The following is a 12,401-nucleotide window of genomic DNA, read 5'->3' as shown; positions in this document are numbered from 1 at the left end:
GACGAACTTCACGCTCGCTCTGGCAGGTGTGCTCTAATCGCCTCACAACGGTATGCTTCGGACTGCAATCGGCTAAGAACGCATGCTCCATAGCAGCGCATCTTGCGTCTCAATGAGATTAGAGCTGAACGTCCTGACAGCATTAGCCGAGGCATATGCATGCGCACCTGCAGGCGACACCCTGCCGTGCACTCGTTTACAAATTGAACAGAAGAGGCGACGCCGAGCTCGCTGCGCTGTTTTAGTTGGTCGGCTCTTGCGCTGCAATTGCCGATCCCGAGAAGGCATACGCCTCGGAGACAAGCTTGTAACAAGTGCATGCCCTTTGCTCGAGGCACTTGCGTTCATCGATCCGCAACACGCCGCGCTCCTTGCGAATAAGACGCTGTTCGGCAAACTTGTTCAGGGTCTCGGTAATCCCCGGACGAGGCAATCCCAAGGCGGACGAAAGGTAGTCATGGGTAACTGGAAGCACATGAGTGTCAGCGGCGTCACTCGATAGACAGAGCCAGCTCGCGAGCCGCTTTTCGCGATGGTGCCAAACGCCACAAAATCCTGTCTGAGCGCAATGCAATGATAGCGCGTCGACGTAGCGAGAGAGCTGCTCCCGGATTTTCGGACGCTCGTTCATCAGCTGACGCAAATCTTTGACACCGATCCTGAGAGCGGTTCCAGGAAAAAGCACGACAGATTGATGTGTCGAAAGATGACCTCCCAATAGGACCGAAGCGCCGACCGCGCCCCGAAATCCTATTACCGCCGTTTCAAGGATGACGCCGCAGGTGACAATCCTTAGCGAGACGAGTCCCGACTCTATGAAATAGACGTAATCGACATTCCTTTTCGGCTCTTGCAGAACGATGCGTTCTCTTAGAACGATTGGCTCAAGACACTGCCCTATTGCTGCGAGATCTTGCAGAGGCAGCCTCGCCAGGATCGCATTCTTGACAAAGGACCGCATACTCGCCCGGACCACGCAGCTTCCAGGGCGCGGAAGGATCGACAGACTGCTCTGCTCTTGGGTCACATCGTCCAACGCGGGTTAGATATGAAGCGAGGGGAGTTCTTCGAGACAACGACGATCCGCCAGTTTTCGCGTAGAAGCGTGCAGTGCAAGCCCGCCAGGAAACAGCTGGGCCCCACAGTTGGGCCGGCGCCGTCGTCCAGAGACATGTCCAACTCCACACTTCTGTCGCGATCCGTTCATCGGCTTCGAGCACGTTCTGAATGATGCTGAACCCATCGAGCGCCCGCGCACAACCATCACTGATCGGCGACATCTCAGCGCCTGCGAACATCCGCTGGGCTATGCCTTCGCATCCGACCTCATCAGGCCGACACCGATAGACTGTTTTCTAAGCCAGCAGAGGGATTGGTCGAGAGCTTGCATCTCCATCTCAACCAGCTTTGCGGGGGCCGACTGCGCCATTTCGGCGGCATTGATCATCCACTCAGCGGGGAGTCCTCGGAGATTTGCCCAACCAAAAATGGATTCTCCAGGCTCACCCCTGCCGCGTCGGTCGCGCAGCGGGGCGCGATAAGACCATGTGTTCTCGAAGCAGATACGGTCGAGCCCTAGGCTTGCGAGCTTTTGCGTCAGCTTTGCGACAGGTGCAACGCCGGCACCGATCGGCACACCGAGCAGGGTCCCCTCCTCCCCCTGACGCACAGGGGGTAATAGCACGCAGTCCTTTAGATGCGCGGAGCATACCCAGGGCTCCATCGCCTCGAGAGCATCACACGGATGCTCAAAGAACAGCATCGAATTGACATAATCGAACAACGCGCGAATCCATGTGCTATTGACCGATGTGAGGATCTCCGCGACCTCAGCACCGCATAAATCTTCGTGGTTCTCCAGAAGAACTGGAATGCCGACCCGCTCGGCTATCGGAGTGAGTTGAGATAAATTCCTCTTGGCCTCACTCACGCGCTGGCAGCGATCCGGCGCACCTGTCGTGAAGGTTCTGAGGTATCCGGCTCCGACGTCAGCAGCCATGGCGAGGCAATCGCTTAGATGGGCGACCTCCGTCCCGCGGGTCTCGATGTCGATGAGTAGCCCGCGGTGATCGAGATGGCGTCGTACCTTCCGAAGGTGATCGCGTTCGCGTCCGGAGATTTCAACATAGCCCGGAAGGTGAGCCGATACGTTGATCCCGTCGAACCCGAGCTCGGCCGCGATATCGATCAATGAGAAAACATTGAAGCCGGGTTTGTGACGATATTGATAGCGCAGGCCGTAAGAATGCAAGAACAGCTTGGTCATGTCCGGTTTCATGTCAGGGTCAGTTGCGGAACGGGGTGAGACGCTCCTCGCCGACGGCCCAAAGGGCAAGCAGCGAGGTAGTGAGGATGAATAGCCCAGGAAGAATTGGCGCAGGCGATCCAAGAAGAAGACCCGCCGCATTGAGCTTGATGAGTGTGCCCCAATCACTCGCCGGGGGCTGCACACCGAGGCCCAACACGCTGAGCGCGCTCAGGAACATCAGGCATGACACGAAACGGTTGATGAGTTCTACGGCTGCATAGGCCCGTATATTTGGCCAAACGTCACGAAAGATAAGGTAGCCGATGCCCTCTCCGCGAATGCGCGAGAGCTCCACGAACGGCTGCGCAATTACCTGAGCGACGGGCGCGCGCAGGGATCGGAACACACGGCAGAATTCGACGACGATGATGACCGCGATCAGGCTGGACGTACTCGATCCGAGGGCCGCGATCAGCACGAAGGCGACGATCAGGCCCGGGATCGCGATCAGCGCATCCATCGATCGGGCAAGCACCGAGCCGCCGAAACCGGTCGACACGCCCGTGAGCACCGCGAGGCCGAGGCCGAGACCAAAGGCGACGAATGCCGCAGTCACGGAAATGAGCATGGTCTCACGGCCAGCCGCGAGTGTCTCGGCGAATAGATCTCGCCCGAGGTGATCGGTTCCAAGAATGTGTGCCGCGGATGGTGGCTCGAACCGCTCGGCGCCGTAACGCTCCGTCCATCGCGCGTCGATCAAGGATGGCGCCATGAAGAGAACAAGCGAAAAGATCGCGAAAACGGCAATCCTCATGTGCTGCCCCGTCCAACAGAATGCGCCGGCTCGAAAGCGCTCGCCGAGTTCGGGAACGTCGTGGGAGGCGATGCCGCGTCGACGCTGATCACAGAGGAGAGCACGCGTCCGGCACGCATTTCGATCACTTCATCAGCGAGCCGCGCCACCATGTCCGGCTGATGTGAAACGAAGAGCATGCTGACCGAACGATGATCACGTACTTTTCGCAGAAGCTCCACGACAAGAGCGCCATTGGCAGAGTCGAGCGAGGCCGTCACCTCATCGAGGAGAAGAATGCGTGGCCGCGAAGCAAGAGCCAAGGCGATCCCGAGCCGTTGGCATTCCCCGCCGGAAAGCTCTGAGAGGCGCTTAGGCAGATAATCGGTCGGAAGAAAAATCGAGTCGAGAACCTTTGCAACCTCGTTTGCGGTGTCGCCTCTCCCCGCCTGACGCAATCTGCGGCCGATCAGATAGGCAATCGTCAGCGCTGGGTTGAGATGCAACCGAACTGACTGAGGAACGTACTCGAAAACACGCTTCTCGGCTGTTGTGCGGGCCGAATAGTGGAGGGGTAGACGGCGCCCGCCAACCAAGATCTCCCCCGAGGAGCCACGGTGCTGACCAAGAAGTGCACGAAGAACCGTCGTCTTGCCTGCGCCGGACGGGCCGACGAGACCGATGCAGCTGCCAGCGCCCAGCGAAAACGAGGCATCGACGACAAGCGAATGTCCGTTTGGCGCATGCACGCTCAGTCGGTCGACGCGGAGCGGCACAGCATGCCGCGGCGGTGATTTGTCCGTGTTCGAATCGAGAGGAGTAGGACTGTTTTCTGGGGCGAGCGTCCTTATGCTGTTGCGGTCTTTTTGGCGAGAAGTGGTCGCTTTGGTGGGAAGCGGACGCTTCAGATGCCGGGCAACGTCGATGGCTCCATCCGACAAGGCTTCGAAAAAAGCGAGCTCGTGGGTCACCACTATGGCGGCAGCGCCGATCTCTTGGATACGCGCTTTGATGGCAGTCATGACCATGCCCTTCAGCGCCGGCTGGAGCGAACTCGTCGGTTCATCCAGGATGACGAGACGCGGTGCAGCGCAGAACAAGCTAGAGATCAGAACACGCTGGAGCTGGCCGCCGCTATATTGGTGGGGATAGCGGTTCTCGTCGAACCCTGGAATATCGAGGCGATCGAAGGCGCTGCGAAGCAGATGCCTGCGCTCAATGCGTTGCGAGCTCGTGTCCCCGGGAAAGGCCGCGAGTTGATCGACCACGCCACGGCTTGAAACGAGGGTCGTGGCAGACGACTGGGGAATGTAGAGGATGTCCCGCCCCCAAAGCGCCTGCCGATCACGGAGAGCCATTCCGGTGAGTGATCGCCCCAGAAATGAGGTATCGCCACCCGTGATACGGAGATTGGGACGCTGCCAGCCGATAAGGGCCAGGCACAGGCTCGTCTTACCGATGCCCGAGGGGCCTATGACGGAATAGAGGCGACCGCCCATGAAAGTGGCACTAAGCGCGCCGATCTGGTTCACGTCGCTGTCCGAGCTTGCGATTTCTACTTTGAGCTCACGTATCCGCAGCACCTCGCTCACAGCGTTGTCCTCGCGACGAAGCGACCACTCACGAGATCGGACAATGAATACAGCAGCATATAGATGCCGGTGATCAGCATCGCGCAGAATTGCAGTACGGGGATATCGCGCCACACAACCGACGACACAGTAAGGTCACCAAGGCCCGCAAAGCCGAACACGACTTCGATCACGAGCACGCCCGTCAGCAGATAGGCGCAATAAGTCAGTGCGAGGTTGAGGATCGATGGTGTAATCGCAGGCAATGCATAACGTAGCGCAGTTTTGCCCCGGCCAAAGCCTTTGAGCCGAGCAAACTCGAAGTAATCCTTGCGTTCCTCCGTGGCGAGCAGCGCGAGCACCATCCGCCCGACATAGGCGACGATGCCGACACCGAGACAAGCGCTCGGCAGAATGAGGAGACGCAGCTGGTCCAGGAAAGGCTGTCCCTGCGAAATGCGCGAAATCGCAGGTAAAAGCCTAAGCTCCACGGCAAACACATAGATGAAGATGTAGGCGATTAGGAATTCCGGCATGCAGATGACAATTTGCGCTACGAGCCTGAAGAAATGCTGGGTGCGTCGGCCAGTCATGAACACTCCAAGCCCTGCCGCGATCGCGACCGGAAACCACAGAAACGTCACGGCCGCGAGAGCGAGGGTGTTTTCGAGCCGAGGCTCGACAACTTCCCAGACGCCGGTGCGGGTCGTAAACGAGCGGCCAAGATCACCGGTCAAGAAGGCGGAGAGCCAGAGGACGAAGCGTTCCACAAGGCCACGATCGAGGCCGAGGTCAGCGCGCATGCGTTGAGCGAGCTCGGGAGTGTAGTCCTGACCCAGCAACTCGGTGACAAAATCCCCCGGAATGACCGCCGTTCCGAGAAAGATCAGGGCGGATGCGCCGATAAGAATGGCAACACGGGTGAGGATGCCACGCAAGAGCAACCACGCTCTGGCACGCGAATGCACGCGCTCAGGCGCGGCGTGAAATGGTGTCGGCACTTCCACGGGATCAAATCTCCCGATCGAGCCAGATCTCGGAGAATGCCGAGCCCTTGAGCGCTCCGAGCGGTGACGGTGCAACGCCTTTGACATAGCTCGCCTTGGCGTCGAGCTGATTGAAGAACAGTGGGATGGCGGCACCGCCCTCCTTGTGGATCGCCTCTTGGATCCCCCAGTACAACAGGCGCCGACGTTCTAAATCAGTCGTAGCCAGGGCATCATCCATCATGCGGTCGATCTCGGGGCGTCTCCACCGTGTCTCATTCCATTTGGCGTCAGATCGATAGGCAACGCGCAGCATAGCGTCGGGTGTGTAGCGCATGCCCCAACCACCCACCATCAGCGGCTCTTTGAGCCAGATATTGTCCCAATAGCCAGCAACGGGATCCCGTCGCGCCTGCACATTGACACCGGCCTGACGCGCCGTATCGGCAAACATCTGCGCCAAGTCGACAGCAACATTGGGCGTCACGGCCTCGGAGGCGTGCAAGACGAGTTGACCGAGGTCGACGCCAGCCTGGCGAAGCAGCGTCCGCGCCCGGTCGGGATCGTAGGGTCTGACGGGCAACTCGGAATGGTAGAACGGGCTAAACGGAGGAATGGGATGGTCATTGGCAATGCTCGCCTGCCCGGCGCACAGTTTGTCGCGGAGAAGAGAACGGTCGAACAGACATTTTAGTGCCTCGCGCACCTCGACACGGTCGAATGGTGCCTTGTCGACATGCATCGCGACCACGTTGTGCACACCGCTGGGCGATGAGACGACCTCAAGGCCGGTCGCTGCGGACACGCGTTTAGCCAGCGCAAAGCTGATTGTTTGCACAGCGTCGACGTCCCCAGCGAGCAAAGCCGAAACGCGCGCGATCGGATCCTGGTTGCCTTGAAATGAGACCTCATCGAGATAGGGCTTGCCGCCGTCCCAGAAGTTCGGATTACGGCGATATGTGTTTACACCAGCCGGATCGAGACCATTGGCGATGAAGGCGCCCGCCCCAAGCGGCTTGTCGAAGCGCGAATATCCCTCAGGCAAGATATGGAAACGATCCTGGGCGAGCAGCAGCGGGAAATCGGCATCGGGACGTGTCAGCTTGAAGCGGATTGTCTGCGGGTCTTCAGCAACGATATCGCTCACGTGATCAACAAGCACGCGCAAAGGCGACTGCGCTGCCGGATCGCGCAATCGGTTGATGGTATAGATCACGTCGCGCGCCGTGACCGATCTGCCATCGTGGAACTCGGCGCCGCGGCGCAGGCGAAAGATCCAGTCGTTCACCTTGCCGTTTGCGGCTTCCCAGCTCTCCGCCAGGGCCGGAATGGGCTGAAGATGCGAATCGACATTAACGAGGCGAGCTCCTATCAGCTCATAGGCGAAATAGACCGCCCACGACGCAACCTTAGTCGGATCAAGTAATGACGAGGAAGCCGTCTCCTGCAGGACGACCCGCACGCGACCGCCGCGGCGAGGCGCGGTTTGCTGGGCCATGGACGGCCGCGACGCCGTGGACAGGACAGTGGCACCGATCAAACCACTGAAGTTGCGACGCGTGATCATTTGAGATGTCATGGCAACGGCCTCACCCCCGTCGAGTATTGGTCCGCTCGGAACGGCCGCCGCATTGTGTTTGCCAAGCAGCCCGCTCTTGACGGCCGCACTCGTATATACGAGTTGAGATGACAGCCTCATGACACAGAATGGATACAATATGGATAAAGTCGAGGGCCCTCTCGATGTGGCTGACACCGATTCCGATGCTTTGGAAGGCCCCCGGTGGCGCTTTATCGCGAAAACGCTGACGCAGGAGATCCTGAGCGGGCATTTCGAGATCGACAGGCCACTGCCATCCGACACCAAAGTCGCCGAACGCTTTGCCGTGAGCCGCATGACGGCTCGCAAGGCCCTAGCGAGCCTTCAAAGCAAGGGGATCATCCGCATTGAACACGGGCGTGGCTCGTTCGTGGAGATCGACGCCATCAAGTACCGCCTCAGCGGACGCCACACTTTCTCGAAGAACGTCATCGATAATGGCATGAGGCCGAGCCGTAGGTTGCTCGCGGCGGATATCGTCCAGCCCGACAACTGGGTGCGGCAATCTCTGCGCTTAACCCAAGGCTCTTCGGCCTTACGCATCCGACTCGTCAGCGAGGCCGACAACCGCCCTCTCGCATTGAGCACGTGCTATCTGGAACTACCGCGTTTCGACGGCTTCGTCTCGGCGCTTGGTCCCGAGGCAAACGTCGAAAACGCGCTACAGCAATTCGCTTTGGTAGAAAAAGCCCAGATCGACGTCAACCTGCTCGCGCGGATGCCGAGCGAGGAAGAGGCAACCCTGCTGGATCAATCCCTGGCTAGGCCGGTCATGGAAAAGCGCGCATCAAGCATCGATCAGCACGGTCAACCAGTCTGGTGTTACCAAGTGATCTATGCTGCCGATAGGGTCCAATTTCGGTTCGACAGATTGTAGATATTGATGACACTCGCAACGTGTGAACAAATCGCCCGGCAGAACGACTTGGACCAGGTTCTGCCGCTTGCTATCTGGGTCTTGACGCGTAGGACAATGATGTCACTGGTTGAGGGGTCCACATGCATAGCCCGAGTACAGCGCGAATGCGCCGCGATCGAAACCCAAGGCTGAAACCGAACTATTGGCGTATAACCCGGATCGACATGCAGGCCCTTGTCGCCGAATTCCTTGGTGGAAATCGCTGCTGCAGTTTTGCAGCGGCCTGCGCGCCGGATAATGCAATCTCACAAGCCCCGTGACGGCGGCCCCCACTGCCAGTCTAAAAGAGGCCCTTGAGCAGTTCGCCGGCCTCAATCCGCCGGGGCGCCTTGCTTCTTAACGATCGCTTTTCCGCCAACGATCGACAGAATGTCCGCTGTTATCTTTCCCCGACAAGCAGCGCCTTCTAGCATAACTAGGCTTGCCGAATGATGGCGATGTGTCGGCCGAAAGCCAGCGATCACGATGCCGGCTTACCGCCAGGCAGCCGGATCCACGACGCCAAAGCGGTGAGAGGATCGCGTTGCGGATTCGATGGAACGATAAGGTAAATTCGGGATGCTTGCCCATCAGATTCCAACGTCTGTGGCGACCTCTGTTTTGATCGTTTTGTTGGCACTCGCATGGCGGTCGGTTCGCTTGTAACTCGTGCTTGAGGATCGACGCCCCACCTCATTCTTTCTCTCTTCCACACTATCACTCGATGCTAAGATCGCGTTGATCGGATGCTCACGAGACCAAATGCGAGCACGCTCCCCGCTCCGCAGACCGCAAGGGATGCTAATGCGGCGGTGACGCCATAATGATCTTGGACCGAACTGAAGAATAATGGTGCAACAGACCCCGATAACAATCGAAAGCCGTTGATCAACCCAACTCGACCTCCGTATCTGTCCTGCCCGTAAGTCGCCAGGGGTAGCGTTCCACGACAGATGCAGTTTAGACCGGAGCTGAATCCGAGCAAAACAACGAACACCGTAACTCCAAGGACGGAGTGAGAAGCTAGTGCAACGATAAGCGCAGCCGCGAAGAGCAGGAGGCATGAGAGAAGAGTGAGATGAATTTCGGCCATTGTCTCGGTGAGCGAAGCCGCAAAAAGCAGTATTAAGACCTGAGACGGTCCAAAGAGCGCTGAAATCAAAGGGCCCATCGGACCTAAGCCAAACGTTGAAAGGATTGGAGTCATCTGACTAAGGAATGCTGAGATGATAAATGCGGTGAGCGAAAAACCAAACGTTATCAACGCACAATCTATCGCCTTGGGAGAGGACTGTGAGTGGACTTGCAAGTTGTGCGATTTATCTAGATCTACGGAGCCAACCGGGGCTCTCCTACGAGCCCATACCATTAACGGGAGAGCAATGAGAACATTACAGCCCGCATAGATCCCAAACACCTCTCTCCAGGATATCCAAATGAGCAACAAAGAGGTGAGCGGCCAGAACAGCGTTGACGATAACCCACTGATCAACGTCAGTAGAGCGATCTGCTGTTTTGCCTGGACTCCATCTCGTTGGATCAAGAACAACACTGCAGCTTCGTAGAAAACAAAGGCAGACGCTATTTGTATGCTGAACAGCGCGAACGCGAATACGGTCGCATTCCAGGAGACTGCGGCTATTCCTAAACTGGTAGCGCCCACAACTGAGGCGATTTCCATCGCTCTGGCGGCACCGTATCGGTCCATAAGGCGACCGGCGATCAACGACATTGGCGCACTCGCAAATTGAGCGAAGGAAAAACAAACTAATATCCATGCACCTGTGACTGCGAGGTCACGGGCAACCTCGTTAGCCACACCGGCGATGCAATAGTAGAGTGTGCCGTAACTGATGATTTCTGCGCAACCCAGTGCGGCGACAACGATTTTGTCATCATTCCAGATGGTCGCTAGCCCTCTCCTCGGTTCTCATACTAACCGTCGCGTCTCCCAATTGTTGATTCGTTGTCTTTAATCTGAGCTTATGAGACTGGCACTCGGCTCAGTCTCGTTGAGAATGCCATGCCATAGAGCGAAATCGTATACCCGTCGGCTGCCTCTGTCGGAACGTCCCGGCTACCATTTCCAGAATGGAAGTCCACACCTCGGGGGACACCTGACTGGGAATATCGTGGAAACCAGCCCAGTAGTTGAGATACTGCTCCTCACTCATGGAGATCGCCTCGGTGGTAGCGAGAGAAATGCAGTTGCCCAGCTCCGGATATTGATTAAGCAGCGCCTCGTAGGTTCCCATCTCGGCAACGTATGGGAGACGCGCCCGCCGCAAAGCCGGCACCATATCGCGTAGCTTCGCTTCAATTTCAAGTTGAAATGGATCGGCCTCAAGATCGTTAAGGAAGGTTGTAATCGTGAAGAAACCACGCGGTCGCAAGATCCGCATAACTTCGCGAAGCGCTTCGCTCTTGTTCGTCCAGTGGAACGACGAGCTGTAGCAAACCCAATCTAGCGTACCGTCGGGCAGGCCCGTGCACTCGCCCGGCGCATTAATCCAAGAGACGGTTGGATAAACTCGGCCGAGCCTCTGCCCCACTGCGACCATCTTAATATTAGGTTCGACCGCATAGCCGGTAAGCCCCATGTCAGCCAAGGCATAGGCGATCGCGCCTGTACCAGCACCGATATCCCCGAAAGTCGGACTGCCGGCTAAGTTCTTCACCTGGTCGACAAGCATCTGAAGGACTCGTCGTGAATAGGGCGGGCGCCGTGGATAAGTCTCTGCTACTTCGGAAAAGCTTCCAAAGGACCGCTTCTTAGCAACTCGCATCTCGTCCTCCATCAGGCTGGTGATGACAGCTCGCATGTCCGAATTGCCGCTTCAACGTCACGCCGATGCTTGTCTGAGTGAACGATCCCGGTCAGCTATCGCCATTAATGATGTTCTCGAAATCGGAGTCCATCGCCATGCAATCGCTGTGCAATCCTGAGACTCGCTTCAACCTCGATCTAACTATCGCGTCTTTGTAGACGCTCGAAAGCCAAGGCGCCGAAGTGCTTTGCTGTAACCGTCTAGCGATCTTGGAACGAACAAACCTATACGCCGCGGTGAAGCCGATTTGAGGTCGCAGCCGACGAGAGGGATATACTGCTCGAGGTCGACAAAGGCTGCGATCGTATTTTGCAAGGTAGTGAGCCTTGCCGATTCCCCCCTTACTGTCGAATGCACTCTGACGTAAATCTGGCACGTTGCTTTGCTTCTCGTCCGACCTAAGTCGGCACCAGAGATGGACGCCAATCGGCAACTCCGGCCGCTTCCCAAGGAAGGGCTTCAAAACGCGTGCCAATTCGGCTGCTCGATGGGAAAAACGTTTTATTGGTTGCGTTCAGCAATCTTATCAGAGAGGCCCCCAATGAGTGCTTGGATGAACAAGCCTGTGTTGAGAATCCGACAACCCAAACAGAAAGTGTCAGATGGTTCAGCTGAGACGTCTGTCCGCTGACCAAAGTGCGTGGTCAGGTCGCGAGCCGACCAATGAGCGTACGAAGCCGCTACACGAAGTGAGCGCAAGCATCTGAACGGTGATGTTCTGTCGGAGAGGATCTCGGTCATTGCACACTCTATCCAGACAGGAGATTCAGATGACTACGATGAACCTGCTGTGCCGGCGGATCTCGAGAACGTCACAATCCGCAATTTGTCGCCGTCGACTCGAATCCTATAACTATGCGATTGCAACGTTCAGTCGGCATTCGGCTTCGCCCCGGTCGGCGTTCGATGATACCGCGGATGCCCATGATGCCGCCTATTGTTCCGGGATGATGTCGCCAGGATCCCCAAACACTGTCGAAGCGTGCGAGGGTGATTGACTGCCGCGGCTTAATCTTGGCCAAGCGACAACGGCCGATGCCGCCGGCGGTCGGGCCCACTACTCCTGCGCATCGAGGGAGTAACCTCGCGAGTGTACGGTGCGGATATAGTTGCGCTGGCCGCCTTCATTGAGTGCCTTGCGTAGGCGGCTGATTTGAAGATCGACGCTTCGCGACCCGACATGGAGGTTCTGTCCCCAAATGATTGATAGGAGCTCGGTCCTCGAAAACACCTGCTCGGGGTGTTCAAGGAAGTGCTGCAGCAAGCGGAATTCCAACGGCCTTATCTTGATTGGCCGACCGTTGCGACTGACGCGTTGGGCGCGAACATCCAGGACCAGGTCTAGAAACACCAACTTGTCGTAAGAGGGCGCTACGCCTGTAGTTCCGCGCTTTTTCTTGCGATCGATGGGCCGCATATCAGTGACGTAATTATCCTACGATAACGCGCGTTCCTTGGCTTCTCAGCGGTGCAGCAC

The 12,401-nt window shown here is 57.5% G+C and carries 10 protein-coding genes; 1 reads left to right on the top strand and 9 read right to left on the bottom strand.

Annotation, left to right across the window (positions count from 1 at the left end):
- Positions 1-241 precede the first annotated feature (241 nt).
- From AC5V87_RS08550 to AC5V87_RS08525, 6 genes are all read right to left on the bottom strand, one after another.
- Positions 242-961 carry a Crp/Fnr family transcriptional regulator gene (locus tag AC5V87_RS08550; RefSeq protein WP_495370633.1) on the bottom strand — a complete coding sequence of 240 codons (720 nt, stop codon included), beginning with the start codon at positions 959-961 and terminating at the stop codon, positions 242-244.
- 345 nt (positions 962-1,306) lie between these two features.
- Positions 1,307-2,266, bottom strand: a complete 960-nt coding sequence (locus AC5V87_RS08545) for a sugar phosphate isomerase/epimerase family protein (RefSeq protein ID WP_495370632.1) — start codon at positions 2,264-2,266, stop codon at positions 1,307-1,309.
- A 19-nt stretch (positions 2,267-2,285) separates the two neighbouring features.
- A complete protein-coding gene (locus AC5V87_RS08540; protein ID WP_495370631.1) occupies positions 2,286-3,062 on the bottom strand; it encodes an ABC transporter permease in 777 nt (258 codons plus the stop codon).
- A complete protein-coding gene (locus AC5V87_RS08535; protein WP_495370630.1) occupies positions 3,059-4,633 on the bottom strand; it encodes an ABC transporter ATP-binding protein in 1,575 nt (524 codons plus the stop codon). Before AC5V87_RS08535 ends, AC5V87_RS08540 begins: the two co-directional genes overlap by 4 nt.
- On the bottom strand, positions 4,630-5,619 hold the full coding sequence (locus AC5V87_RS08530) for an ABC transporter permease (RefSeq protein WP_495370629.1): 990 nt from the start codon (positions 5,617-5,619) through the stop codon (positions 4,630-4,632). Before AC5V87_RS08530 ends, AC5V87_RS08535 begins: the two co-directional genes overlap by 4 nt.
- A 4-nt stretch (positions 5,620-5,623) precedes the next feature.
- Positions 5,624-7,177 (bottom strand): ABC transporter substrate-binding protein, encoded by a 1,554-nt coding sequence (locus AC5V87_RS08525; RefSeq protein ID WP_495370628.1) that lies wholly within the window; start codon positions 7,175-7,177, stop codon positions 5,624-5,626.
- 139 nt (positions 7,178-7,316) lie between these two features.
- On the opposite strand from AC5V87_RS08525, the gene AC5V87_RS08520 reads away from it, so the two are divergent.
- Positions 7,317-8,075: a GntR family transcriptional regulator gene (locus tag AC5V87_RS08520; protein WP_495370627.1), complete on the top strand. Its 759-nt coding sequence runs from the start codon at positions 7,317-7,319 to the stop codon at positions 8,073-8,075.
- 748 nt (positions 8,076-8,823) lie between these two features.
- Here AC5V87_RS08520 and AC5V87_RS08515 read toward each other — a convergent pair.
- From AC5V87_RS08515 to AC5V87_RS08505, 3 genes are all read right to left on the bottom strand, one after another.
- The gene (locus AC5V87_RS08515; protein ID WP_495370626.1) at positions 8,824-9,915 is read right to left on the bottom strand and encodes an MFS transporter; all 1,092 of its coding nucleotides are present in this window, start codon (positions 9,913-9,915) and stop codon (positions 8,824-8,826) included.
- Positions 9,916-10,099: 184 nt separating this feature from the next.
- A complete protein-coding gene (locus AC5V87_RS08510) occupies positions 10,100-10,789 on the bottom strand; it encodes a class I SAM-dependent methyltransferase (RefSeq protein WP_495370625.1) in 690 nt (229 codons plus the stop codon).
- A 1,192-nt stretch (positions 10,790-11,981) separates the two neighbouring features.
- Positions 11,982-12,341 carry a winged helix-turn-helix domain-containing protein gene (locus tag AC5V87_RS08505; RefSeq protein WP_495370624.1) on the bottom strand — a complete coding sequence of 120 codons (360 nt, stop codon included), beginning with the start codon at positions 12,339-12,341 and terminating at the stop codon, positions 11,982-11,984.
- Positions 12,342-12,401: the final 60 nt, after the last annotated feature.

Source organism: Bradyrhizobium sp. SOJA106, from assembly GCF_059448745.1.
This window is presented reverse-complemented; position numbering and strand designations above follow the sequence as displayed.

Bases quoted from the DNA above. Each gene is read 5' to 3' on its own strand.
- AC5V87_RS08550 (WP_495370633.1), bottom strand. From the start codon at position 961: ATGCGGTCCTTTGTCAAGAATGCGATCCTGGCGAGGCTGCCTCTGCAA.
- AC5V87_RS08545 (WP_495370632.1), bottom strand. From the start codon at position 2,266: ATGACCAAGCTGTTCTTGCATTCTTACGGCCTGCGCTATCAATATCGT.
- AC5V87_RS08540 (WP_495370631.1), bottom strand. From the start codon at position 3,062: ATGAGGATTGCCGTTTTCGCGATCTTTTCGCTTGTTCTCTTCATGGCG.
- AC5V87_RS08525 (WP_495370628.1), bottom strand. From the start codon at position 7,177: ATGACATCTCAAATGATCACGCGTCGCAACTTCAGTGGTTTGATCGGT.
- AC5V87_RS08520 (WP_495370627.1), top strand. From the start codon at position 7,317: ATGGATAAAGTCGAGGGCCCTCTCGATGTGGCTGACACCGATTCCGAT.
- AC5V87_RS08510 (WP_495370625.1), bottom strand. From the start codon at position 10,789: ATGCTTGTCGACCAGGTGAAGAACTTAGCCGGCAGTCCGACTTTCGGG.
- AC5V87_RS08505 (WP_495370624.1), bottom strand. From the start codon at position 12,341: ATGCGGCCCATCGATCGCAAGAAAAAGCGCGGAACTACAGGCGTAGCG.